The following is a 24,978-nucleotide window of genomic DNA, read 5'->3' on the forward strand; positions in this document are numbered from 1 at the left end:
TATTAGTCATTAAGCTCGTACAGGTATTTCCAGGAAGTTACATACTCCCAAAGCTGGCCGGGCAACTTGGTCTCATCTCTATTTTCTTTGCGATTCATAAGCTCATCGAAATCTTTATGCATTACAAAGAGCCGAACTTTAGCTTGATCAATGAGTGCAAGATAATGTGAAAAAACCTTACTTATTTCTACTGGTGTCTCCTGATCACTCAAGGCAATATTGTTATCAACTTCGCGATCAAAAAGGGTATCTGGAATCCCCTCAACGACCAATGTAATCACCTTATTTCTATCATACCAAGTAACGGCAATATTGGAATGGATACCTGAAAATTCACGATAATTATATCTTTTCGGTAAACCAAATGCTTTCATTTTCGCCGAAGGGAATTGACTCGTTATTTTTACGAATAGTTCTTGCATAGCGACTTTAGACATTTTTTCCTGACTCATCGCCATACCCTGGTTAATGCTACCAGCATCCATATAGAGTTCGAGATGATTAAAAGAAGTCATCCCTACTTGCGCAGCTATCTTGTTTGAGAAAGACGGATATTGAATACCGAGCGTTCTGAAACGCTGCAGTGAATCATTTTTACTGACGATAGTAGATTCATATACAACTTTCGTTTTATCAAACGTTTGAGTGAGTTCTAAGGCAAGCTGCATCGGATTGATCAAATCCATGGCGGTTCTGTCCGCTAAATAAGGTGGTCTGGTTGTATTTAGATCTAGAGCTGAAGCGTCCCAAGAAACCATACTTTTTAAGAGTTCATGGCGTCTGCTCTTTAATTCGCCGACAGCTTGTTCATATTTCGCCTTCGATACTGGGACATAGTGAAGTACAAAACGTTTATCCACCTCACCTGTACCATGATAATAAAAGTTAATGCGAAGTGTATCTTTACTCTCCACCATTTCATAAATACTGTCCAACAGTAGATTGTCATAAGGTTGCGCCTTTATCAACATCTCCATATAACTTAGCGTGATGCCACGCATAGGTTCCCAATTAATTTTATTGGATGATATCGCCATCCAATAGGAACCATGATCATGCGCACGGCAACCCGATAAAAAAATTAAAGCATGCAACAGTATTATTCCAATATATTTCATGAGCATAAGGATTGTTTGCGACAGTTATTTAAATAGTAAGTTATTGCTTTTTTTTGATTGCCTTTCTAAAGGCGATAAATTCTAAAATGGTACAGCCTAGGTAAATAAACGTAAACAAAAGGAGCGTTTTTAACGGTTCAATTGCCATATTATAGTAGCACACTCCCACCAATATATAAACAATTAATATAACTAAGCATACAGCAGGTATTCCTGAGAAAACCAAAAAGCATAATGTTTTACTATTTCTGACTTTTTCTATACGATTTAGAAAAAACAGTAGAGAACACAATGCTATGGAGAAAAGGTAAACCGCTGAAAAAATAAGATTGACAATAATGTCCATTATAACAATAATAGTATTCAGAAATCCTGTATCAACAGTATTTTTTTCCGCAATAACAAGTCGATATAAGATAAATAGCACAATGCTTATCAGCACATTAAACAACCAAAATTTTACTATGATTTTCCCCATTTTTACCTGTTGTTATAATTCAATTCTGTAAAGCTTTCGTCTGATCTCATTCTTCTTTCTCTTTACGCACTTATCTGTTCAGCTCTCGCACTGTCCTCCTCCTCTCAGATAAGCATTAAAACCGATAGCATCTAAACTATCCCGCTAAACGGGATGACACTTCCTATGATCAGTAGCAAAGAACGCTCGTTTAATCGTCGATTATTCCTTCTTGTTCTCTTACAAAAATATTAAGTTATTTTCCGAGAGGGATGCACGAATATAAAGTTTGTTTCGGCGAATAATGATTGCTTTGTTTTTTAAAAAGCAAAATAGTAGCTAATACCACAAAAAATGGGTTCATCTTATATTAACTTCTGATTAATCCTAAACTAGGATACGAATTCCTATTTACCCTATTGCGGTAGTTATTTGAATCCTTTTACAGATGTAACACATGCTCCACGCATTTAAAAGCAGAGATATAGTCCTTTGGTCATATATAAGCCTAATGTTTAGGCTTAGCAGTTATACGCTACACTTTACGTGTAAAAAACAACACCTGATTAGAGTTGCATATATCCAGGCTTATAGCAGAAAATCGTATAGACAATTAAAACTGCTATGTTACTTGCTACAAGATGGTATAAATTTTAATTCACAGGATCTTTTGACTGAATTCCTAAGTTGAATAAGAGTCGCCTTCTAATCGAGTAGAGATACAATTTCATTATCTTCAGGGTCAGTTTTTGGTGAAAAATGCTTTATAAGCTTGCCATTTTCATCAATTAAATACTTCTGAAAGTTCCATAAAACCGCTGAACTTTCTACACCGTTCAGGCTTTTATTGGTCAACCACTGATAGATAGGCGCCTGTCGCTTTCCTTTCACATCAATCTTTGCCGCCATCGGAAAAGTTACTCCGTAATTTCGTTGACAAAATGCTGCTATTTCGGCGTCCTTACCTGGTTCTTGATCTAAAAAATCATTTGACGGAAAGCCTATAATAACTAACTTATCATTGAATTTATTATATAGACGTTCCAGACCCTCGTACTGTGGCGTAAATCCACATTTGGAAGCGGTGTTTACAACGAGAATCTTCTTACCTTTAAATTTCGCAAAGTTTATGGTAGAGCCGTCCAGGCCGTTGACTTTAAATTCATGGATAGTAGCTGATTTCAATCCCATATCTACTTTAACGTTACCATTGGTGAATAAATAATAGGCTACACCGGCTCCCACTGCCGCCACAATAAATAAAAATATAAAGACCATTTTTCTCATTTTTTTCAGATATGCCAATCATTATAAACCACTTTGAGATCTGACTAGGCCAAGTTAAAGGTACTAAAGTTTAAAGAAGAAATCAACTCTATTTTATAGTAGCAAAACCTTGAAAATGAGTCCGGCAGAATATAAGAGTTTCTCGAGATCACCGTCATATAATATGAATAAATTGACTAATGTAAACTTAACCAGATCGTCGATAAAAATTGCGCTAACATTCATCCTCATTATATTCCCCCAAATTCTGTTCGCCCAGCGGTCTCGAATGCCTCGCTTTCAATCTGAAACACTAAGATCTCCCTAATCCATTTATGGAGATTCTAAAAACAAATTACTCTATGTTGCCAATACGGTTGCTTTTGAACCCAATACAGCTGCATCAATTAGTAAACTAGATATGGGTGGTAATTTTTTTAAAAGAAATCCGGATAAAAAGGCTGAGATAGTATTGGAAGAGGGATTGGATGGCATTGTGCAAATTAAACCAAACGAATTTCTAACTTCTGGATGACAGGGACAGGTTTATCATGTTAAACCTGACAGTTAAAATGCAGTGTTATTTTACAAAAAGATCAATGCAGCCGACATCGGCTATGGCAAATCCTCAAGTTTGCTTTATGTTGCTACCGTCAGAAGTAACAGCGTTCAAGCTTGCCACCTTAACGATATTCAAGAATAATAACATTAAAATTAACTAACATAGAAAGCAAAGAATTGTCTTTTTTTTATGGTTGATGTGTTTTGCGAAATTATCTCCCCATTTGATGTCTATTATAGCGAATGCGAGAACATTTAAAACCTCTGATTTTACATACAAATTAAATATTCCCATTTTCACATAAAAAAGGATGATTTTCATATTCTTTCTGCGTCCAATCTAAGTTACATTTGTCAAACAAGTAGAATTGATTCGATTGAGGTAAGTGCTGAACTAATTCCTAATTGATTCAATAAAAAATACTGTAAAGACCCTACAATACTACAATGAAAAACGTGATGTGGAACGACATTGTCGTTCCACATTTCTAATTAACCCAACTATTTGCTATTGATCAAATATACTCAACAGCTGATCCTTCCTATGCCTAAATTCGCACTCCACTTTGGGAAACAAAATAGCATTATGATAAAAACTTACAAATTGTTTCTTAGATATCCCTGAAAATTATCCTGAAACTGCAGTCCGGTTCCAACCCTATATTTACTTAATTTATTGTTTAAAGTGAGCCCCCATAAAACAAATTCGGTTAAAAAATGGATATCCTCAGATTTCGTTTCTGGCTGATATTGCTGAATCAAAGCCTTAATAGGTACCACTTCATCCAGAACCCTAACATACTCCAAATCACTAAGCTCGTCCGATAATTCGATCCCCTCCGATTCCGAAAACCAACGAACAATATCATCGTAAGGGTAACGTTCATTTTCTCTTTCCAGCTTCTCAATTTTAGGAAATAAGACTGGAAAAAGTTTTTTGACAGCATTTTCAATCAGTTGCAATGCGACAGTATCGGCTCCTTCCTGCTCACCCTCATAAACAAGCTCAACCTTGCCAGTTATTGCAGGTATAATACCCATAAAATCACCCAATCTCACTGCGGTTGCTTGCGATCCGTTTTTAAGCATGCGCAATTCAGCGGTGCTTATTAAGTTTTGAAATGCCGTAATACTCATACGGGCACTAACACCACTTTTATCATCAATATATTCGCTATTTCGAGCTTCAAAGCTTATTTGCTCTATTAATTCTCGCGCTAATTCAGGGATATATATTTGCTCTTTCTGCGCCATTTCCAAGTTCGCCTCCTGCGCAGTAATTGCCTTTGCGATCTCAACCGATGTGGGATAATGCGTGAGTATCTGCGATCCTATGCGATCTTTCAACGGCGTCACAATGCTTCCCCTATTGGTATAATCCTCGGGATTCGCTGTAAATATAAATTGTATATCTAATGGCAAGCGCAACTTAAAACCACGGATCTGAATATCTCCCTCTTGCAAAATATTGAAGAGTGCCACCTGAATTCTCGCCTGAAGATCAGGCAGTTCATTAATGACAAATATGGAGCGATTTGCTCTTGGAATCATACCAAAGTGAATCACACGATCGTCTGCATAGCTCAATTTTAAATTTGCGGCTTTGATCGGATCTACATCACCGATCAAGTCGGCTACAGTTACATCTGGAGTGGCCAGTTTTTCAGCAAAACGATCACTTCTATGAAGCCAGCTTATCGGTGTTTCATCACCTTTCTCCCTCAGCAGTTCCAGGGCATAACGTGATATAGGGTTGTACGGATCATCATTAATCTCTGAACCCTGTACCACTGGCACATATTCATCCAATAGATTGACCATAAGTCTTGCCAATCGCGTTTTAGCTTGGCCACGAAGGCCTAAAAAATTAATATTATGCTTGGAAAGAATAGCCCGCTCAAGTTCTGGAATAACCGTATCTTCATAACCATATACTCCATCGAACACGGTTTCACCCGCCCTTATTTTTGTAATCAAATTCTGACGCAATTCTTCTTTTATTGTTTGAGGTTTATAACCCGAAGTTTTTAGTGCACCAAATGTTGTAATCTTCGTGTAATCCATATATTCTTATCGTATTCTTTTTTTCCGGTTTTCTTCATAATCTTCAAAAATCATTTCTCCTAAATTTCCAAGGCCCGTATAATAAGCCTTTCCTTGATTTGAAGCTGTAAATTCGTCGACAAATTGTTGTAAATAGGGATCGGAAGCAATCATAAAAGTTGTTATCGGTATTCCCAACTTGCGAGCTTGCGCAGCCATACTATAACACTTGCTCGTGATGAACGGATCCAAACCCATTGGATTCTTATAGTAACTACCGTCCGGCATATTTAAACAACTCGGTTTGCCGTCGGTTATCATAAATATTTGCTTATTCGCATGCCGCTTTCGCCGTAGTAAATCCATTGCTAGCTTTAAGCCTGCGACAGTATTGGTATGAAATGGTCCAACTTGCAGATAAGCAAGTTCTTTAATCGCTATCTGCCAAGCGTCGTTTCCGAAAACAATAACGTCCAAAGAGTCTTTAGGATAACGAGTAAGAATAAGCTCAGATAGGGCCATAGCTACTTTCTTTGCAGGTGTTATCCTATCTTCTCCATACAAAATCATACTGTGGCTAATATCAATCATCAGCACTGTACTCATTTGTGATTTGAACTGCGTATCCTCAACAACAAGATCATTTTCAGATAAAGCAAACTCTCCTATTCCATGATTGATTTGTGCATTTTTCAAACTCTCCGTCAAAATTATCTTCTCTAGACCATCGCCATATTGATAGTTGCGGAAATCACCCATATTTTCGTCGCTCCGCCCTTGGCGATTTGTTTTATGATTGCCAGACCTTCCTCTCCGCATCTTTCCGAAAATTTGGTCCAAGGCGTGCTGCCGCAAGGCCTTCTCAAGTTTTGAGGTAATATCTACACCGCCTTCGCCATCAAATTCAACTTTTTCTCTGATGTATCCTTTATCTTTCAGATCCGCAATGAAATCGTCTATCGTGTATGCAGGGGTCGTAAGCTTAAACTCTTTATCCAACTGCCTAAGCCAATCAATAGCTTCATCAAAATCACCGGAAGTATGGGTAATCAGTTCTTTAAAAATGTCAAATAATTTATCAAAAGGCGTCTGAAACGGCTCTTCAAATTGCCTAAAGAGAAAACCTTTATTTCGTTTCTTGATTTTCATCATTCCTTTTATTTAATATAAAAAAGCGATTAAAAATTGCTATCGAACGCTTTGTAGGATGAATTTACAAAATAATAATCCTTATGCATGCTAAATGTAGATTTAACTTTAAAAACTGGCTATAGTATGATTTATAATAGCTATTCTACAAAAAGAAATGAAGGTCTAACCCTATATCCAACAAACTAATCCCTAGGTTTGTCAAATGTGCCGGTAGGGACACCTCAAAAATAAAAGATGCTGCTTAGCAAATAAGCTAAGCAGCATCTGGATACCTAATCACAAATTAAATAGTCCTAATTACTACTTCCAACCCGGGTTCTGGACCAAATTTGGATTCTTATCTATCTCCGTTTGTGGAATTGGGAACCAATAATTCTTTGCGGTAAACATACGCTTTTGATAAACTGAGCGTTTGAAAAATGCTTTTGGGTTAGATTCATTGTCATCCTTTTCTGTACCAGAAAAATTCATTCCATAGAAATTTCCATTTAACACAGCTTCACCAATTTTCCAGCGTCGCACATCTCGGTAACGGATACCTTCATTATTTAGTTCTACCCGTCGCTCATCTCGGATTGCTTTACGCATTGCCTCCTGCGAAGATGGTACTGGTAAAGCATCCTTTCCTACACCATATTGTGGTACACCTGCGCGCACCCTTATCAAATTGACATACTTTAATATATCAGGATGATTAGCCTCGGACTCATTTAATGCTTCGGCATAGTTCAGATACACTTCGCCAAGCCGATAAAGTATTCCCGGTCTATAGGGATTTGTTCCATTGCGGGGGTCGTGATCTGGATGGACTTTCTTACGCACAAGGTACCCATTTTGTGGGGCGTCATGCGTAGGTCCCCCATCCCAGTTACCACTATAGAATTCGGTTGTCCGATTTTCTCTTCTATACCAAGCACCATTATACAGAACCGAAATATAAAATCGTGGTTCACGATGGGTATACATATTATAAGTGCCTTCCAAAGTCACCTTTCCGTTTCCCTGAGATTCAGCCCAGCGTGTATTTCGCACTTCTACGGTCTTTGAGAATCCTTTTTCCTGATATCCCGATAATGGGTCATCAATCTTCCGACCATTCTCCATGAAAAAGGCATCCACTAAGGATTGTGTAATTCCCAGTCCCCCGTTTCCCCCAGTACCTCTTGGTTGTGCGTGCCTATCATATTCCCAGATATTGCAATCAGGACGAGCAAAAAGAATCTCCTCATTCCCATCTTGAGGTCTTCTAAACAACATATTTTGATACGATAGAAACGGATCTATAGACCCATCAGCATTATACTCAATATATAATTTATGACCGGCTGATTCTGCTTTTTCTACTAGTAATTTTGAGGCCGCTGCTGCAGTTTTCCATTTATCTACACTATAGTTTCCATTGAATATGGTTTCTCCCTTATTATTAACGAAACCGGTGTATGCAGTGTTACCATTCACTAATGGGCTTGCAGCAAATAATAGAAGACGAGCTCTGACTGCCAAACACATAATAGAAGTCGCGCGACCATATTTCTGAGCAGCACTATATTTAGCGGGTAAAATAGCAGACAAATCCAACAGCTCCTTTTCAGCCCATTGCACCACTTGATCAAATGGGGTCTGTCCAATCATCAATTCTTCGGCTGATGCATTCGGATCGGTCAATCCAAGATGAAACGGTATAGCACCATAGGTTTCGAGCAGAAGGGTATAATAATAAGCGATCATAAAGCGAGCTTCAGCTTTCATGAGGTTTACTTCCTCCTCAGTCACCAACTGTGCAGGATTTGGTTTTACATTGTCCAGAAAAATATAAGCTGAACGAATACGTTTGGGAAGTTCCACCCAATAATTAGGATCCCATGAAGTACTGGGATTCCAATTGCCGGTCTGCATCCCTATAACAGACCAGCCAAATTGCTCCCAGCCCGTAGATGGTGCCATATCATCCGAAAGTGGATCCCAGCCAAGTGTTCGGGTATTTCCCCAATATGGATCTGGTACATTGCTGTATATTCCTGCCAGCCAGTCTTCTGTTCTGGTTTTGTCTTTAAAAATCATATCTAAAGTAAGCTGATCATCAGGGCTTTTGTCCAAATATTTCGAACAAGAGGTCGCTGTAAAACCCAGCGCAACAAGCAGTAATATACGGGTAACATTATATTTTATAGTCTTCATTGTATAGGTTATTTCTATTTAAAATTCAATTCCAATCCCATGGAAACAGATTTCATGATCGGATAGCGCATACCATTATTAACCCCAAGCTCTGGATCCCAAAGCTTAAAATCACTCACTGTCAACAGATTATTGCCGCGCAGAAATATTCTAAAATTACGGATAGCGAGATGATCAAGAATTTTTGATGGTAAGCTATAGCCCACTTCAATATTACGTAGTCTTACAAAACTCATATCTCTAAGCCACCAAGTGGAGGCCAAATTATTATTCGCACTTTGATAGTCAGAAAGCCGTGGATAGAAAACGTCCTGTCTAGGATTATCCAAGGTCCATCTATCGGAAACATTGTCGAAAATATTACCCATTGCTCCGTTGGCACTTCCGGGAATAAAATTTGAACCACCAATGATCCTGTAAGTGCGAGAGACTCCCTGAAAAAAGAACCCAAAATCAACAGCTTTGTACCTTAGGTTGGATCCGAAGCCAAATACAATCTGTGGATCCTCCGTTCCACCGATAGCAGTTCTATCGAGGGCATCTACCACACCATCACCATTCAAATCCCGATATCTGATATCACCGGGACGCACTGGTCCAAAAGTATGTCTTGGTATATCTGATCGAAGAGTACCATTAGCAATATCTGAAAAATCTGCATCAGTAAATAGGCCTTCGTCAATAAAGCCAAACAGTTGGCCGATTGGCTTTCCCGTAGAAGACCTTGAGGTACCGATCACTGCGCTAGGTTCGTCCTGTTCTAAAATCTTGTTTAAGGCATAAGTAAATGTGCTCCGAACAGAAAGGAATAGGTTTGGATTTAATTGCTTGTTCAATTCAAGCGACATATCGATACCTTTATTGTTTACGCGTCCAAAATTTGCCCAGGGCGCATTGGTAAAACCACTCGAACCGGGTATAGAACGACGTTGCATAAATATATTTTTCCGGTCCTCATGAAATAAGTCAAGCTGAAATTCCAGTGCTTTCCATAAGCCTAGCTCGAAACCAATATTGGATTTAGCAACTGTTTCCCAAGTAAGTCCACTGTTACCTTGATCACCTTCCATACGACCACTGCGTTTAAAATCGTTATTTAGTCCCCATGAATATCCACCGGTCTCATTAATGGTTGTGATATAGGCAAACCGACGACCATCTAACTTATCATTCCCCACCAATCCATAAGATCCGCGCAGTTTGATTTTGGAAAATGTATTTTTAAGATGCTCCATAAAAAGTTCTTCGGAAATATACCAGCCTAAAGCAAAGGAAGGAAAGAATCCATAACGTTTTCCTGGAGCAAAGTTTTCGGATCCATTATAACCAAAATTAAATTCCCCAATATATCTGTTGCTATAATTGTATGAAAATCTACCTGCGATTCCTTGATTCCGATAAGGCAAAAGATCTCCATTATCGTAATTTCGCTGATTGTATAAAAACATTCCCTCTACGTTATGGCCACCAAAAGATTGAACATAGTTAATAGCTCCCTCAAGATACATGCTCTTATCGCCCCAGTCTGAATTTTTTTCATAGCCTAAAAATTCCTGTCCATAACTATCAATGACTAACTTTAATTTTCCATTTTCGTCCCTTCCGATAGCTGGATTATAGTAATCAGGGCTTTTACTCCTAACGACCGACGTATTAGAGTATCTATCAAAGGAAAAAAGCCCCCGAGCCTTTAATCCCTTAAACCAAAACGATAAGTCCTGTTCTACCGCAAATAAAGATTCGATTTTACTTGCGCTAATACGTTCATATCCGCGTTGAGTCGCCAATGCCCAGGGGTTTGTCCGCTGGGGCGTCCGAGGTATTTCACCAGAGGAATAGATGGTAGGATGTACATAGGGAGGAATAGTGAAAGCCTCCTGAAATAGCTCATCAACACTTTGGGGAGCTCTTGTTCTATCTTGGAGATATCCGCCAATATTCAACCGGAAGAGAGTGGTTGGACTAACATTGATATCTACATTGGAACGCACATTATACCGGTTTAACCGTGAAGATGAATTCCAAGCCTGTTTTTCATCGCGTTCGATCAATCCACCTTCCCGATAATATGAAGTTACTAAGGAATAACGCAAAATATCAGATCCTCCGTTGACACTAACATTCGCCCGTGAATTTCCAGCTTTGTCCCGAAGTACTGCATCCAACCAATTGACATCAGGATAAAGGTCTGGATCCGTATGATTACGGATGTTTTCGATACGCTCTTTCGAATATAAACCTTGCTCCCCTCGTTCCTCCCGAATACTATTCATTACCTCCAAATAATCAGCTGCACCAACAAATTTAGGCAGCTGTACTGGTGATGTGATCCCCTGCTCAAAACGAGCAGAAACATTGGGTTTACCTACTTTTCCTCTCTTTGTATTGATCAAAATCACTCCATTTGCCCCCCTTACACCATAAACTGCACTCGCTGCCGCGTCCTTCAATATCGAAAACGATTCAATTTCTTCAGGGTCCATATTGTCCAAAGACCGCTCCACACCGTCCACAAGAATCAATGGGCTTCTGCTTCCACCGAAAGTACTGATGCCACGTATCCAAAAGTTTGAATTATCGTAACCCGGTTCTCCGGATCGCTGTACGGCAATGATACCAGCAAGCTGTCCTGCAAGATTGTTACTCATAGAACGAGATGTTCCTATTTGCAAGCGTTTGGGTTCTATCGTCGTGATCGCCCCTACCACAGAGGCACGCCTTTGGGTACCAAAACCGACAACAACGACCTCGTCCAGTGCGCTCTGATACTATCAGCTAATATCACCGTATATTCTCCGTTTGTCTTGAGTGGTACACGCTGACTTACATAGCCGACAAGACTAACCACAAAATAACTGTCCTGCGGGTCTAGCTTGAGTGTAAACTGACCTTGGTCATCTGTCGATGTGCTATTCTTGCCAAGGCCTGTCGCGACAGTAGCATTTGCCAGGGCCGTCTGTCGCTTATTAAGAACCCGACCCGCAATGACGCGGCCTTCTTGTATTGAGGCTTGTTGAAGGCTACGCTTCACAATAATTGTATTGTCATTTAACGTGTAAGAAATCTTTAAACTTGAAAAGATCTTATCTAGAACAGTCTTTATCGGCTGCTCTCTAAATGTCATGGATATACGCTTCGAGTCGTCGATGTCATTTGGGGAATAAATAAATTTTAAACCGGTTTTACTATTTAACTCTTTAAAGACCTGCTTAACCGGAATATTATTAAAATCGATTGTTATGTTTTTCTGTACATCAAAGACTGGCTTGGCCGAGCTAAATAACCAGACAAGGCTGCCAAAAAAAAGGCACAAAAAATTGCGTGCAAACTTATTTTGTTTGCGGGATGTCATAAGTAATTTATACATTTGAAAATTGATTAATAATTGATCATTACCAAAAGCCGTTAAGGCGCGATTAGGAATGTAGCAGCATTCCTAATTTTTTATGGATTTGCTTCTGTTACATATATTGTTCCTTTCCTTTCTATATAGTTTATATTATTGGTCATCTTAATGATCGCCAAAACCTCGCTGATATTTTCATATCTGCTGATCATTCCTGTAATGGGAAGTCCTGCAATTTTTGAATCTATAACAATTGGAATTCCGTACCATTGTTCAAATTCGAGAGCAACTTCAGCGAGCTTCTCATTATCAAAATAAAACAAACCTTTACGCCAGGCATTTGCTTTTTCGATATTTTCAGATTGAATAAGTAAGATTTTAGGTTTATCTTTTTCCAAAAAAGCCTGCTGCCCCGGCTTAATAAGTACCTGTGTTCCATAGCGATTATGCGTAAGACGAATACTCCCTTCTGTAAGCAATACATTTTCTTCGGAATTGCCCGATGTATTTACATTGAATTTTGTTCCCAATACCTCAATGGTCTGCAAGGCAGAGTGGACTGAAAACGGAATCCTTTTACCTGCAGAATATTGTTTATGAACATCAAAATAAACCTCCCCAGTAATATGGACAGAACGGTTATTCTTATTAAAATCAGGTTCAAGTTCAATCGTTGCCAAGTAATTAAGCCACACTTGTGTGCTATCGTTCAGTAAAACAGAAAATACATTTCTCGAAGGATTTTCTATGCGCAGTTTCCCCAAATCTGTCCCATTGGCAACCGTACTTAATGCTAGTACTTTTTCATCATTGATGGTCGTGTAATGAGCTCCTTGCGGCAAGGTATCTAACAAATCAAACCGTTTTTCTTTCCCGATTATTAACGACGGATTATGATTAGTGACATGAAGAACTTTTTCGCTTGTTTTTGAATTATCAATGAGCCTATAGGATATAAATATCCCAAAAAGGATCATAATGCTTGCTGCAGCATACCCTATTTTGGGTATATGAAAACTTAAAGTACGCTTTTTAATACGATGATGAACCTTTTCTTTAATCTCCTCTCCGATGCGGTCCATATCATTTTGCACCTCTCCCTCCCTGTCCATTGCATCGTACAGGTATTCAACAAATTGTCGTTCTTCAGGATTGGTATCTCCCGAAATATACCGATCGAGAAGATCTTTTAAGACTGTGCGAACATGACGTTTCCTTTCAGACATATAAGATGGTTTATATTGGTTCCTTTCTTATATGTCGTTGTGACTAATGATAATTCCCAAAAAAAAATTAAAAAAACATAAAAAGAATTTTTTGGATTAGAAGCTTAAGTGCATTTGTTGTATTAAGCAATTGATTTTGAACAGTTTTCGTCGATAGACCTAATAATTTCGCAATTTCCTTAACAGTTTTATCCTCATTGTAACGAAGCAAGAATATTTCTCTGCGTTTTTGTGGCATACGTGCAATCCAGTTATGCAGCATAGATTCTAATTCAGTTTGAATATAGTTGCCATCGGCGGTTGATCCATCGCTTAGCTCTTCAACCATTGTTTCTAATTCTTCAAAATACCTCTTTTCCTTTCGAAACCTGTCAATCACTTTAAAACGGACAGCTTGGCAAAGGTAATGATCGACATCTTGAATTGTTTTGCGATGCCGCTTCTCCCATAAATCAATGTAAAGATCCTGAATAACTTCTTTTGCAGTGTTTTCATGTTGCAGGCGTCTGAGAGCAATTTCATACAATTTTTCCCAAGTTCGATGATAAAGTTCGTCAAATGCATCTTCATTCGACTCTTTCACCAAAAGAAAAAGATCCTCAAGACTACTATTGCACATAACTGAAGATTTATATTGTTGAGAAATTAAATGTTGGTTTAAAATTGATAGATGCAATATATAAAATCTAAACGGAACTTCCTATAAGTGTCATAGTACAACAATAGGTCCGAATCGATACAAAATACGTTCACAACACGATATTAGGGCAGCCACAGAATCATACCACCGCGAGAAAATCCTGAATAATTTCTTTTAAGCAATCCTTAGCCATAACCCGTCGAATCTTTTTATGCTGGTCTACATCGATATAAAAGAAAATTTAATATTTTTAGCGAACAACTACAGCTCTTATGGACAATAAAAAATTAATGGAAATAGATCAATATATCAATACACTTTCCGACACTGAGCAACAGGTAATCCGTCAATTCCGGAAAGCGATAACAGAAAATGACAATACCGTTTCCGAGAGCTTTGGAAAATTCATGTCAAACCCTAATGCGATTAGCTTTAATGAACAGGGCGTATTTAAATACGGGCTAACAGTCGCAAAGAATTACATTTCATTCCATTCCTTGGTTATCTACACTAACCCCGAATTAATGGAAGAACTAAAATTAAAATTACCCAAGGCCAAATTTCAAAAAGGCTGTATCAAATTCAAAACTTTGGATGAATTTCCCGCCTCAGTATTGGCAGAACATATTCAGGTTTCATCCAAAATAGATTTTAGCCCCATGATAAATCGTTATTTGAGAAAGAAATAAGTATCAGGTCGGTTCCCAGAATTTTATTTATTCACTTTTACGCGCAACAATAGCGTAGACCATCGGAATCTTGTTTCCCAAATGGGCTATTCTGAATTTTTTAGGATCTAGCTCTGTCATGTTTTTAAAAATAGGATAAGGTGAATAGTCAAATTCGTTCAGGTCTTGAATGTTCAGCCCATTATGAAGTAAAGCACCAACGACCTCACTCATACTATGATTCCAGGTGACATAGGACTGCGAAATAGCGGCATCTTTATCGGCATAGGTTCCCTGCTCTGTTTCAACAATTGGAGCAATATTAAAATAATTATAACCAATTTTATCAAAATTGTCATCGAACATCCAAACAACTGGATGAAACTCGACAAAAATAAACTGCCCTTTCGGTTTCAAGAAACGTGAAATTATTTTCGCCCATTTATCTAAATCAGGTAACCAAGTAATCGTTCCGTAACTTGTAAAGACTAGATCAAATTGTTCATCAAGATGATTCTCAAGCTCATATAGATCACAACAGATAAACTGCACATCAGCATGCGTATCTTTCGCAATTTCGCGCGCACTTTCTATAGCCTTGTCAGATAGGTCAACACCAGTAACTTTAGCGCCAAGTCTACTCAAAGAAATTGTATCCTGTCCGAAATGACATTGTAAGTGTAATATTTTTTTCCCACTGATATCACCCAATAATGCTAACTCAATTGAATTCAGCGAAGTCTCCCCTTTTAAAAATCCTGTTAGATTGTAAAAATCTGATTTTAAATGCGTATCCGTTCTGTTATTCCACGAGTGTTTGTTTATTGCGATGTAATTCTCTTCCGGGTTCAAATCGTTCATTTTGTTTTTTAATTAAACGGTTAATTAGCTACTAAAGTACAATAAAAATTAATTTCTATCGGATTCATCCTTTCCTCAATCTAAAAATAAGTGTTTTAAGAAATAAAGCTTGGTGAAAATTATCATAAAGGTTGTCTATATTTAAATCGATTATCAAATACTTTCAAGTTTAAAAGGATGAGGCAAGAACAAAGCCTATTTATATGAAGAAAAGAGATGACGATAAAAATATATAGACCAGAGAGCTTACTCCTAAAAAAATATATTGAATGCTTCTATATACTTGAGAAAACTGACGAAGAAAAAGCGACGGCATATTTTACATTTCCGAGTATTTACACCATTGTGACGATAAGTGAGCAGACCCAAACGATGGTAAGCTTAAATAAGGTGATTACGAAGCATTTTCCATCCAATTCGATAGAAACAAACCTTGTATGCAATTTTAATGAACCTGTTTTAGTGTGTTACGAGGGGAAAATAAATGAAATTACCACTTACTTCAAACCTCTTGGGATAAATGCTTTTATACCCAATGATTTAAGCGATTATAACAGCGGAACATTTCCCGATTTTAACCCACACCTGGATTATAAAGATGCTATGAGATCCATCCTGTCCATAGATGACCAGGACGAGCGAATCAAGGCATTAGAACACTATTGGATATCAAAATTTTGGCCATTTGAAAATGCGTTGCTCGAAAACATAATTACCGAAATGTTAGATACAAGCAACGTCAATCAATCGATGTCAGAGTTTTCGCTAAAAACAAGAAGATCGAGAACAACCATAAATAAACAATTTGATCAACATATCTGTAAAACACCCTCTCAATTTAAAAAAATCATCAGATTTCGAGCTGCAATTCAAAGCCACCTCGAAGATAGAAACAAAATAGGTCTGTCTTATAACCTGGATTATTTCGATCAGTCCCACATGATTAGAGATTTTAAAAAATTAACAGGATTTACACCAAAAATTTTCTTTTCCAAAATAGCTAATCTTGAACGGAGCCAGATAAAATGGATTTTTATTTAGCGGGTTTACAAAAATACAATCACACTATGTTATTAAACAGTAACATTGCTCCATAATTATTTATACAATACGTTATGAAGCTTTTAATCCTACTTATGCTTTGTCCAGTTTTTCTTGTGGCCCAAGAAAAAACATCAGCTAAGCTTGCAGCCTATATGCAGGCACAAGCTGATGTAAATAATTTTAGTGGAACAGTTCTTGTCATGAAAAAAGGTGCTATTTTATTAAAAAAAGCCTATGGTTTGGCAGATTATGAATGGAATATAAAAAACACGTTAGACACTAAATTCCAGTTGGCATCGGTCACAAAACAATTTACCGCAGCCGCTATTTTACAGCTCGTCGACAGTGGGCGATTATCCCTATATGATAAACTCAGTAAATTTTTCCCCGATTATCCAAAAGCCGATAGTATCAGCATCCACATGTTGCTGTCACACAGCTCCGGACTTGCTATGGGTTTCAAAGAAATCGCGTTAAGCAGCATAAGTCGCGATTCTGCTTATGCCGCCATCAAGAAAATTCCTTTCGAATTCTCACCGGGAGCAAAGAGCGCCTATAGTAATATCGGTTATTATTTGTTAGCAAAGATTATTGAAAAAGTCTCCGGTGAGCATTACGCTACTTTTTTAAAGAAAAATATATTTGATAAAGCTGGGATGAAGAACACCGGAGTTAGTAACAATGAATCCATCGTGACGAAAAAAGCAAAAGTATATTATCATAATGACCAAGGTTTTATCCATAACCCCTATATCAACTGGGAGATCAACCTAGGTCACGACGGTATTTATTCAACCGTGGAAGATCTAGCCATTTGGGACCAAACACTTTATGGAACAACGATCCTATCAGCCGCGATGAAGGAAAAAATGTTTACACCATATAACTCCGAAAATTGGGGCTATGGATTCATCATCAATCCATTTTATAATCACGGACATTATTTGATTGCACATGACGGAGGATTCTTTGGGACAATGACTTCTTTTAATCGATTTACTGACGACAAACTCTTTGTCACTGTCCTTTCTAATAACGGCTCAGCCTCCCATATCATAGGTTACGGACTTTCAGCAATTGCCTTTGGTAAAGAAGTAGAGATGCCCTACAAACATCATCGCGCCAAAATAGATACGACCATATACAATAACTATGTGGGTGAGTATGGAAAAATACGGATATTAAAAATTGGTGGCAAACTCTATTATAATGATGCGGATATTGAACTCATTCCCGAGTCTAAAACAAAATTTTTCAGAGCAGACGACAACGACAGAACGATCGAGTTTGTTGAAGACAAAACATATGGCTACAATTCCATTATTTTAACAAAAGCTGGAGTTAAGGAAGTTTTCCCACGATCCAATAGAAATGAATGAAACGCTATGCATGCTGCGAGAATAACGATTTTAATCTATTATTTGAAACCTTAAAGAAAAAAGTTAAATTACACCTATATCGGGTCCAGCGTTAGATCTACATAACGTATACTAAATTATAAGATATTGCAACAGATGGATCAGGAACCGAAGAAAGCCAACTAACGCAACAAACTTTATTTAATCACAAAGAAATGATTTGCAGCTTGGTATCGCTAAATTTCAGCAAACATTAACCGTTCAAAAATACAAGCCTACTTTTGGCTATCCAAAATAATGACTATATTACAACAAATCGCTTTTTTGTGAAAATATATCCAATCTAGTAGCCATTGGATCCTAGTTAAAAATTAAATTCAGGAATAGTAGAAAATAAATCATATGAACAAAAGGTATTTTTTCTATATTATCATCGTTATCAGCTTGTTCACTTCGTGTGGCCTTATCCATAATCTTCCCGATTCGGCTACCCCCAATACCGGTGTAGATCCTAACTTATGGTACTCATTTGTGGATCAAAATGGTAATTTCTACCCCGACAATTGGAAGAAGAATTATGGCATTCCTTCCAATAAAGCTGCTCGAGATCCTTATTCGCTTATGAAAATTGCCACCGACAGAGGTGACCGCGAACAATTACTCGCTTTTGAACGCGGTAACATGCTGCGTTTGTCTAAACGTATTGCACAAAAAAAACGTGTATTCATTTTAGTCCATGGCTTCAATGCTGATGAAGAATCAGTTATAAAACAATATAAATATATTTCCGATCATATCGTTACAAATCCTAAAACCGATGAAATCATTCGATTTTATTGGGATGGTTTACGATCGACCTCGCCTTTTCGATCAGCGAAAAACTGGTTTTCAGCAGCATCTTTCAGCCAAATGGCTGGTGAATTTGGTTTAAGGAGAATTCTAAATAATATGTCTAATAAAGATGTTTACATTATCTCACACAGTCGGGGTGCATCTGTAGTGATGAGTGCAATTTCAAATCCGGAATTCAACAGTTCATTTTCCGCACAGGCAAAAGATATTCACAATGTTGATATCGAGCGGGCAAAGCCTTTGCTGGAAAACAAAAACAGAATTACATGCATTATGCTCGCGCCGGCAATAGGACTCTCCGAGTTTCAATATACAGATACACTAAGCGACACAAAAAAATTTGTGGAACTGAGCCCACAGGTTAAGAAAATACATATCACGATAAACGGTACTGACAAGATGTTGAAAAAGTTTTTCGGATTCTTATCTAATAAACTTAACCCAACTGATCTTGGATATAAAGCAGACAGTTTTAATGCCCTTAAGAAAAATTACGTCATTTTTTCTATGACCGATTTCACTGGAATGTCGAGTCACGCCTTTAGTAGCTATATACGAAATCCCAAGTTTAAACAAATGCTAAGGGAAGAGTCCATTCAAGTACAATGAATAAGGTGTTCTTAGTCTAGATGTAGACACACCGGAAAGAAACTATTAATCAAGAGGTTGAATAAACAAAATTCCCGAAAATTAAAAATGGCATTAGAACAATATAATCCAATATTAAATATATGCTCTATTTGAAATATTTTACCTATTCAACGTTGTCAACTGAGTGTGTCTTTTTCAATACGCCTTATAATTTTTTGATCGTAACTATCCGTTCAAAACGTCCGTGGTTACTTACGGACACTGGTAAGACAACATTTTGATCTTTTATGCTAATGCCCGGAATTCCAAATGAATCTTTAAAGATTTCATCTCTTGTGATTTCTAAAATATGTTCCAAATAAATTAATTCCTCAACCGCTACGGTATGTATAAAATCTGAACAAATAACAGTCTCAGTGTAATACCGATTTCCCTCACAGGCAACTTCACCAACAGCGTAACAAGGAGACGATTCAATAACTGAACATCGGAGTCTTTTAGGCATATACATTCTGATTCCTGTTTGTCTATTCCATATTTTATAGGCAGCCTCTTTCATGCTCCATAGGAGCCAAACTTCGATTTCGGGGTTCTGGCTGTTCTCAATCAAAATCCTTTCATGCGTATTAAATAGTTTTGAGACAAATCCCTGACGTCTCCAATTACTATCATTTCTGGACTTAACTAGGTCAATCACATCATTACCGATCATTTGTCTTTCAATTTGCTTTCGATAATATCGACCGCAGCACCAACATTTAGCATACGTTCCATATCAGGATTTTCAATCAATATATCGAACTTTTCTTCAATATCTAGGACAATATCAACCAAATTGGCCGAGTTAATTTGCAGATCACGCATAAAATCGGTCGCTTCATTAAGCTTTCCGAAAGCTTCTTGGTTTGTAGTGTATGGTGATATGATTAGCTTTAAAGCATGGATCAATTCTTCTCTATTCATCAGTTTAGTTATTAAATTTCTTAAATATTAGACAAGCATTAACATCACCAAATCCAAAACTTGCCTTGGCAATGATGTTAGTCTTGACATCAAGAGTCTTTAAAGGGATACGTGTTGAATGTATCAATGCAGCAATCTCCGGATGTAGATTAGAGCAATTACTGTTTCCAAATAAAAATCCATGGTATAACTGCAAAACCGTCGCCACGCTCTCTATGCTACCCGCCGCACTGAGACAGTGCCCAGTCATTCCCTTTAGAGAGTTTATCCATGGAAAATCTTTCCCCTTGCGATTCAGAGCTATGGTCCAGTTTTCTATTTCAAAAGCATCTTTGGTAGTTGCCGTTAAATGTCCATTTATAGCATCGATGTCTAAGCCCGAGATATTTGCATTTTTTAGCGCCTCCTGAATACATCTCCGCACAGCATCCGCATTAGGGGCTGTCATACTTCCCGTTCCGCGTTGTCCGCCAGAATTTACGTGGCCACCCAATAATTCTGCATATATAGTTGCTTTTCGCTCTAGCGCACTTTCCAAATCTTCCAACAATAAGGCTCCAGCCCCACTACCAGGAACGAATCCGGCGGCTGTTGCACTCATAGGTCTGGAACCTTGCGTAGGATGGGCATTATATTGTGAACTACAGACACGCAGTGCATCAAAACCGCCCCAAATGTAAGGCCCACTATCTCCTGTACTCCCTGCGAGCATGCGTTTTGCTCTTCCGGATCTAATCCGATCATAACCCATCAGAATTGCTTCAGTTCCCGTAGCACAGGCAGATGAATTCGTTGTCACCTGATTACCGAGACCCAATTTTCCTCCTAAGTAAGCACTAATCCCACTGTTCATGGTCTGGGCTACAACCGTACTCCCCAATCTGCGGGTTTGCAAATCATCGATTTTATAAATGCTTTCCCGAAATTTATCGATACCCGAAGTCCCTGAACCAAATACAGTTCCACTATCCCAATCAGGCACGGAATTCGAAGTAATAGGGAGCCCCGCGTTTGTCCATGCTTCCATTCCGGCGATCACACCGTATAATATGCCTGTACTATTAAATCCTCTTAATTCCAGTTCGGTGAAATATTTCTTTTTTAGCTCTTCCGACAACTGTGGCATTCCAGCAATCTGGCAAGAAAACTGCAATTTTTCCAATCTCTCATCATGTCTAATTCCCGATACGCCATCCCTAATAGCCTGTGTAAAAGCACGTACTCCCACTCCATTTGGGGAAACAACACCAATTCCTGTAATGACTACTCTTTTCATAGCTCTTCCGTAATCATGCCTGCCAATATCCCTTTGCAAACCTCCTGCCCAGCTTCATTTTTCATGATTACCTCGCATTTTAATTTACCAAACCTAAAATATATTTTTTTTGAAAACACAGTAACTTTCTCCTTTGGATATACCGGTTTTAAAAATTGTATTTCGGTCGACGTCAGTGCTATTGCCGAGCCATGCGTCAACTCTTTATTTAACAGAAAAATCCCCAAACAAGCTAAACCTATCTGAGCCATTGTTTCGATCAAAATAACACCCGGAGTAATCGCTTTTTCATAAAAATGGCCTCTATAAAACTCCAGATCTTCATTAAAAGTATAGTTACCCACAATACCTTCTGCATCAACATAAATCAACTCATTGACAAATAAAAAGGGGTCTCTGTAAGGCAATTTTGATAGTATATCTTTCAAATCTACGTTCATAATTTTTAGGTTACCATTGTAATAAAACGCGCTGTGCCGAAAACCCTGGCCCAAAACTCAGCATCAATCCTAATTCACCGGCCTTAGGGTTACGTTTCATGATACGTTCAAGCACATATAATACAGTAGCACTGGACATATTGCCATATTCCGACAATATTGCTTTAGTATCGTTAATATCTTTATCAAATTCAGCAAAAATCTGTTCAATTGTCGCCACGATCTTTTTTCCGCCGGGATGAAAAATCATGTAATCAATGGCGTCGATTTCCAAATTATTTTTATTAAGAAATGGATGTATTACTGCTCCGAAATGGGAAGCAATCACATTGGGAACTTCTACATCAAGTATCATCTTCATACCGGAGTTTGTTAGCTTAAAACCCATAATATCTTCGGCATCATAAAAATGGTACATCTCTTGGTCAAGGATTGCAGGCCCACAGTCGGAATCGTACGAGGAAAGCAGGCAGCAAGCCGCACCATCTCCAAATATTGCGGCACTGACGATATTAGACATCGAAAAATCTTCCAGTTGAAAAGTCGCTGTTGGCGCTTCTACGGAAATTACCGCTGCACGTTTACCCGGGTTGGCCTGAAGAAAATTTTTAGCATAGATTATTCCTGAAACGCCGGCAACACATCCCATCTCAGTGACAGGTAAACGCACAATATCCTGACGGAGTTTCATCTTGTTAACGAGATAAGCATCGAGCGAAGGGATCATAATCCCCGTACAGCTCACTGTAATAATATAGTCTAGAGATTGTGGATCCCATTCTACTTCCTCAAGCGCTTTGCGGAGTACCTCTTCGCCGAGAGATGTTGCTTGCCGGCAGAATACGTTATTCTTTTCTTCAAAGGATGTTGAAGTAAAGACATCGATCGGATTCATAATGGCATATCGCTTTTCCACTGCCGAGCCTTCGAACAGCTTCTTAACCTTCTTAATAAAACGGGAATCCTGTCCTTCCAGCCAAACATCCAACATTGGGAGTATCTCCGCTGTGACACAGGAGTAATTAGGCAGTTGTTTTGCAACATGTATTATCTTAACATTCATATATTGGAAATAATCCACTGGTATCGGAAAGCCCATTTCCATTGGACGTTATAATTTTCTAAATGTAATTTCTTTGCGAATTGTACAAGCTCATCCTTTTTAAATCCGCGTCGTATGGAGATAAGTCCATCTTCTCTTGTCATTCTGTTTAACCTGAAAACAACAGCAATTGTTTGAAAAAGTCGATAAGCAATTTTACTCCTATGTAGGTCATTGATGATAATTCCTAACTTTGACATTTTGATCAGTCTCGCTATCAGGTTCAGTATGTTTTCATCGTTAAAATGGTGGATGGTTAGCGTACACAAAACGATGTGAAAACTAAGGTCTTCAAAATCTTCTTCAAAAATATCAGCGCACACATACGTTATGTTAGTATAATTTTTAGATAAGGACCGAGCATGATTGATGGTATACCGATTTGCATCTAAACCGAATAATTCAAATTGAATACCCTTTTTATCAGCATAATCACTTAGCATACGAAGCATATCTCCATTACCACATCCGATATCGACAATCCTTATTGGATGGTTTGAATTATCATTGGAAAGTATTTTTTTTACACCATCTAGCGTGATACTGTTTCCCCCTAGAAAGCGATTGATTTTGGAGATCTGATCCAGTGCGCCACGAAGTTCATCGCCTTCGAGTAGAAAATCGTCCATGATTTCATTTTCCGAGGTTCTCTGTGTTAAATCTATCGCCATTTTATTTCGCTTGCATTACCATGGGTCTCTTTAATCATCAAGCTTAAGAGTTTAGGAAAAAATATGACCGTTTTCATTAATACTGCGATACCTACTTTGTGACGTAGTATACGCGATAAAAGTCGTCCGAACAACAAACGCTTTTTAAAGGTCCTATTCCATTGGCTGACATATGCCTTTTCCAATTGATTACGTGAGTGTATATGTCCATGATAGTAATCTATAATGAGCTCGGAAGCTATTTTAGCACCATGTATTGCCATTGCCATCCCATTGCCGCAGAATGGATGAATAAGGCCGGCCGTATCACCAATCATAAGAATATGGTCTTCTACGGCTGATTTCTTATCAAATGAAAACTGACTAATGGTCAGTGGTTTATCAAAAATTAGTTTACTATGTTCAAAAAAGCACTTGAGATGTCTGTTTTTAGACAAGACATACTTTTGAAAATCTTCGATATTTTTGTATCGTTTAAAGGTATCTAAATCGGCCAAATAACACATATTTACCTGGCTATCTTCCACTTTAGAAATACCACAATATCCGCCTTTAAAATGATGTAATGTAATAAGGTCGCTTGGAAAATCCGCGTAATAATGTGCTTTAACAGCGATCCAAGGGGATTTTTTCTTCATAAAATCACGAGATAAAAGCTGATCAATATTAGCGCGTTTCCCAAAGGCTCCTAGTACAATTTTCGAATTTAAAGTATAATCCTGACAAGAAACATCAAATGTATCGTTATTGAATGATATACCCGTCACGGTCGCAATGATAATCTCACAACCATTACGCTTTGTCTGTTGATACAACAAATCGTCCAACAGATAGCGACTGACACCAATGCCCCCGAGCGGCAATTTAATCTTATTCGTCTTTCCATCTGCTGTAGTGAACTTAAACTCTCGAATATGTGTAGGTAATAAAGTTTCCACGTCGACTTCCAGCCATTCCAAATAAGGTAAGACCTCATTCGACAAATATTCTCCGCAGACTTTATGACGTGGGTAATCGTGTTTTTCAATTAAAGTAACTTTGAATCCTTTCTTAGAGAGATGTAATGCACTTGTGAGTCCCGCCAGACCACCACCAATAATAATAACATCAGGATTTATGTTCATACATCAAAATTTATTCCAGCAGAAAATTAGAGTCATAATTT

General features: G+C 38.0%; 21 protein-coding genes. 4 read left to right on the plus strand and 17 right to left on the minus strand.

Going from position 1 to position 24,978, the window contains the following annotated elements:
• Window positions 1-2: 2 nt before the first annotated feature.
• From B3E00_RS15410 to B3E00_RS15450, 9 genes are all read right to left on the minus strand, one after another.
• Window positions 3-1,118, minus strand: a complete 1,116-nt coding sequence (locus B3E00_RS15410; RefSeq protein ID WP_293939180.1) for a hypothetical protein — start codon at window positions 1,116-1,118, stop codon at window positions 3-5.
• Between the two features lie 1,162 nt (window positions 1,119-2,280).
• The gene (locus B3E00_RS15415; protein ID WP_293939182.1) at window positions 2,281-2,853 is read right to left on the minus strand and encodes a glutathione peroxidase; all 573 of its coding nucleotides are present in this window, start codon (window positions 2,851-2,853) and stop codon (window positions 2,281-2,283) included.
• Window positions 2,854-3,999: 1,146 nt separating this feature from the next.
• Complete coding sequence (locus tag B3E00_RS15420) at window positions 4,000-5,466, minus strand: sigma 54-interacting transcriptional regulator (RefSeq protein ID WP_293939183.1); 1,467 nt, start codon at window positions 5,464-5,466, stop codon at window positions 4,000-4,002.
• A 6-nt stretch (window positions 5,467-5,472) separates the two neighbouring features.
• The gene (locus tag B3E00_RS15425; RefSeq protein WP_293939185.1) at window positions 5,473-6,597 is read right to left on the minus strand and encodes a vWA domain-containing protein; all 1,125 of its coding nucleotides are present in this window, start codon (window positions 6,595-6,597) and stop codon (window positions 5,473-5,475) included.
• A 300-nt stretch (window positions 6,598-6,897) separates the two neighbouring features.
• Window positions 6,898-8,775 carry a RagB/SusD family nutrient uptake outer membrane protein gene (locus B3E00_RS15430; protein WP_293939187.1) on the minus strand — a complete coding sequence of 626 codons (1,878 nt, stop codon included), beginning with the start codon at window positions 8,773-8,775 and terminating at the stop codon, window positions 6,898-6,900.
• A gap of 14 nt (window positions 8,776-8,789) precedes the next feature.
• Complete coding sequence (locus tag B3E00_RS15435; protein ID WP_293939189.1) at window positions 8,790-11,483, minus strand: SusC/RagA family TonB-linked outer membrane protein; 2,694 nt, start codon at window positions 11,481-11,483, stop codon at window positions 8,790-8,792.
• Window positions 11,477-12,142, minus strand: coding sequence for a secretin and TonB N-terminal domain-containing protein (locus B3E00_RS15440; protein ID WP_293939190.1), 666 nt, complete (start codon window positions 12,140-12,142; stop codon window positions 11,477-11,479). The genes B3E00_RS15435 and B3E00_RS15440 overlap by 7 nt, the downstream gene beginning before the upstream one ends.
• Window positions 12,143-12,219: 77 nt before the next feature.
• On the minus strand, window positions 12,220-13,347 hold the full coding sequence (locus tag B3E00_RS15445; RefSeq protein ID WP_153845465.1) for a FecR family protein: 1,128 nt from the start codon (window positions 13,345-13,347) through the stop codon (window positions 12,220-12,222).
• Window positions 13,348-13,414: 67 nt separating this feature from the next.
• Window positions 13,415-13,966 carry an RNA polymerase sigma factor gene (locus tag B3E00_RS15450; RefSeq protein WP_293939194.1) on the minus strand — a complete coding sequence of 184 codons (552 nt, stop codon included), beginning with the start codon at window positions 13,964-13,966 and terminating at the stop codon, window positions 13,415-13,417.
• A gap of 293 nt (window positions 13,967-14,259) precedes the next feature.
• Here B3E00_RS15450 and B3E00_RS15455 point away from each other — a divergent pair, with 293 nt between their 5' ends.
• The gene (locus B3E00_RS15455; protein ID WP_293939195.1) at window positions 14,260-14,676 is read left to right on the plus strand and encodes a DUF1801 domain-containing protein; all 417 of its coding nucleotides are present in this window, start codon (window positions 14,260-14,262) and stop codon (window positions 14,674-14,676) included.
• 27 nt (window positions 14,677-14,703) lie between these two features.
• On the opposite strand, the gene B3E00_RS15460 is transcribed toward B3E00_RS15455, so the two are convergent.
• Entirely contained in the window at window positions 14,704-15,516 is an 813-nt protein-coding gene (locus B3E00_RS15460) for a class I SAM-dependent methyltransferase (RefSeq protein ID WP_293939196.1), read from the minus strand.
• A gap of 216 nt (window positions 15,517-15,732) precedes the next feature.
• Between B3E00_RS15460 and B3E00_RS15465 the strand changes: the two genes are divergently transcribed.
• The 3 genes from B3E00_RS15465 to B3E00_RS15475 all read left to right on the plus strand — a co-directional run bounded on the left by B3E00_RS15465 (window position 15,733) and on the right by B3E00_RS15475 (window position 19,379).
• A complete protein-coding gene (locus B3E00_RS15465) occupies window positions 15,733-16,557 on the plus strand; it encodes a helix-turn-helix domain-containing protein (RefSeq protein ID WP_293939198.1) in 825 nt (274 codons plus the stop codon).
• 74 nt (window positions 16,558-16,631) lie between these two features.
• Complete coding sequence (locus B3E00_RS15470) at window positions 16,632-17,939, plus strand: serine hydrolase domain-containing protein (RefSeq protein ID WP_293939199.1); 1,308 nt, start codon at window positions 16,632-16,634, stop codon at window positions 17,937-17,939.
• Window positions 17,940-18,320: 381 nt separating this feature from the next.
• Window positions 18,321-19,379, plus strand: a complete 1,059-nt coding sequence (locus B3E00_RS15475) for an alpha/beta hydrolase (RefSeq protein WP_293939201.1) — start codon at window positions 18,321-18,323, stop codon at window positions 19,377-19,379.
• Between the two features lie 187 nt (window positions 19,380-19,566).
• On the opposite strand, the gene B3E00_RS15480 is transcribed toward B3E00_RS15475, so the two are convergent.
• The 7 genes from B3E00_RS15480 to B3E00_RS15510 are packed head-to-tail and all read right to left on the minus strand — an operon-like array spanning window position 19,567 to window position 24,937.
• On the minus strand, window positions 19,567-20,073 hold the full coding sequence (locus B3E00_RS15480; RefSeq protein WP_293939202.1) for a 4'-phosphopantetheinyl transferase family protein: 507 nt from the start codon (window positions 20,071-20,073) through the stop codon (window positions 19,567-19,569).
• A complete protein-coding gene (locus B3E00_RS15485; protein ID WP_209575473.1) occupies window positions 20,070-20,324 on the minus strand; it encodes an acyl carrier protein in 255 nt (84 codons plus the stop codon). Before B3E00_RS15485 ends, B3E00_RS15480 begins: the two co-directional genes overlap by 4 nt.
• Window positions 20,325-20,328: 4 nt before the next feature.
• Complete coding sequence (locus tag B3E00_RS15490; RefSeq protein ID WP_293939204.1) at window positions 20,329-21,600, minus strand: beta-ketoacyl-[acyl-carrier-protein] synthase family protein; 1,272 nt, start codon at window positions 21,598-21,600, stop codon at window positions 20,329-20,331.
• The gene (locus B3E00_RS15495; RefSeq protein WP_209575478.1) at window positions 21,597-22,040 is read right to left on the minus strand and encodes a 3-hydroxyacyl-ACP dehydratase FabZ family protein; all 444 of its coding nucleotides are present in this window, start codon (window positions 22,038-22,040) and stop codon (window positions 21,597-21,599) included. The genes B3E00_RS15490 and B3E00_RS15495 overlap by 4 nt, the downstream gene beginning before the upstream one ends.
• A gap of 10 nt (window positions 22,041-22,050) precedes the next feature.
• Window positions 22,051-23,103 carry a type III polyketide synthase gene (locus B3E00_RS15500; RefSeq protein ID WP_293939206.1) on the minus strand — a complete coding sequence of 351 codons (1,053 nt, stop codon included), beginning with the start codon at window positions 23,101-23,103 and terminating at the stop codon, window positions 22,051-22,053.
• Window positions 23,100-23,813 carry a methyltransferase domain-containing protein gene (locus tag B3E00_RS15505; protein WP_293939208.1) on the minus strand — a complete coding sequence of 238 codons (714 nt, stop codon included), beginning with the start codon at window positions 23,811-23,813 and terminating at the stop codon, window positions 23,100-23,102. Before B3E00_RS15505 ends, B3E00_RS15500 begins: the two co-directional genes overlap by 4 nt.
• The gene (locus B3E00_RS15510; RefSeq protein WP_293939209.1) at window positions 23,804-24,937 is read right to left on the minus strand and encodes an NAD(P)/FAD-dependent oxidoreductase; all 1,134 of its coding nucleotides are present in this window, start codon (window positions 24,935-24,937) and stop codon (window positions 23,804-23,806) included. The genes B3E00_RS15505 and B3E00_RS15510 overlap by 10 nt, the downstream gene beginning before the upstream one ends.
• Between the last annotated feature and the right edge of the window lie 41 nt (window positions 24,938-24,978).

Origin of the sequence: Sphingobacterium sp. UBA5996 (assembly GCF_002429765.1) — a bacterium.
Taxonomy (GTDB): Bacteria; Bacteroidota; Bacteroidia; order Sphingobacteriales; family Sphingobacteriaceae; genus Sphingobacterium.

What these genes read in the sequence shown, in the direction of transcription:
- B3E00_RS15410 (WP_293939180.1), bottom strand. Translation starts at nt 1,118, where the DNA reads ATGAAATATATTGGAATAATACTGTTGCATGCTTTAATTTTTTTATCG.
- B3E00_RS15415 (WP_293939182.1), bottom strand. Translation starts at nt 2,853, where the DNA reads ATGGTCTTTATATTTTTATTTATTGTGGCGGCAGTGGGAGCCGGTGTA.
- B3E00_RS15420 (WP_293939183.1), bottom strand. Translation starts at nt 5,466, where the DNA reads ATGGATTACACGAAGATTACAACATTTGGTGCACTAAAAACTTCGGGT.
- B3E00_RS15425 (WP_293939185.1), bottom strand. Translation starts at nt 6,597, where the DNA reads ATGATGAAAATCAAGAAACGAAATAAAGGTTTTCTCTTTAGGCAATTT.
- B3E00_RS15430 (WP_293939187.1), bottom strand. Translation starts at nt 8,775, where the DNA reads ATGAAGACTATAAAATATAATGTTACCCGTATATTACTGCTTGTTGCG.
- B3E00_RS15440 (WP_293939190.1), bottom strand. Translation starts at nt 12,142, where the DNA reads ATGTATAAATTACTTATGACATCCCGCAAACAAAATAAGTTTGCACGC.
- B3E00_RS15445 (WP_153845465.1), bottom strand. Translation starts at nt 13,347, where the DNA reads ATGTCTGAAAGGAAACGTCATGTTCGCACAGTCTTAAAAGATCTTCTC.
- B3E00_RS15450 (WP_293939194.1), bottom strand. Translation starts at nt 13,966, where the DNA reads ATGTGCAATAGTAGTCTTGAGGATCTTTTTCTTTTGGTGAAAGAGTCG.
- B3E00_RS15455 (WP_293939195.1), top strand. Translation starts at nt 14,260, where the DNA reads ATGGACAATAAAAAATTAATGGAAATAGATCAATATATCAATACACTT.
- B3E00_RS15460 (WP_293939196.1), bottom strand. Translation starts at nt 15,516, where the DNA reads ATGAACGATTTGAACCCGGAAGAGAATTACATCGCAATAAACAAACAC.
- B3E00_RS15465 (WP_293939198.1), top strand. Translation starts at nt 15,733, where the DNA reads ATGACGATAAAAATATATAGACCAGAGAGCTTACTCCTAAAAAAATAT.
- B3E00_RS15470 (WP_293939199.1), top strand. Translation starts at nt 16,632, where the DNA reads ATGAAGCTTTTAATCCTACTTATGCTTTGTCCAGTTTTTCTTGTGGCC.
- B3E00_RS15475 (WP_293939201.1), top strand. Translation starts at nt 18,321, where the DNA reads ATGAACAAAAGGTATTTTTTCTATATTATCATCGTTATCAGCTTGTTC.
- B3E00_RS15480 (WP_293939202.1), bottom strand. Translation starts at nt 20,073, where the DNA reads ATGATCGGTAATGATGTGATTGACCTAGTTAAGTCCAGAAATGATAGT.
- B3E00_RS15485 (WP_209575473.1), bottom strand. Translation starts at nt 20,324, where the DNA reads ATGAATAGAGAAGAATTGATCCATGCTTTAAAGCTAATCATATCACCA.
- B3E00_RS15490 (WP_293939204.1), bottom strand. Translation starts at nt 21,600, where the DNA reads ATGAAAAGAGTAGTCATTACAGGAATTGGTGTTGTTTCCCCAAATGGA.
- B3E00_RS15495 (WP_209575478.1), bottom strand. Translation starts at nt 22,040, where the DNA reads ATGAACGTAGATTTGAAAGATATACTATCAAAATTGCCTTACAGAGAC.
- B3E00_RS15500 (WP_293939206.1), bottom strand. Translation starts at nt 23,103, where the DNA reads ATGAATGTTAAGATAATACATGTTGCAAAACAACTGCCTAATTACTCC.
- B3E00_RS15505 (WP_293939208.1), bottom strand. Translation starts at nt 23,813, where the DNA reads ATGGCGATAGATTTAACACAGAGAACCTCGGAAAATGAAATCATGGAC.
- B3E00_RS15510 (WP_293939209.1), bottom strand. Translation starts at nt 24,937, where the DNA reads ATGAACATAAATCCTGATGTTATTATTATTGGTGGTGGTCTGGCGGGA.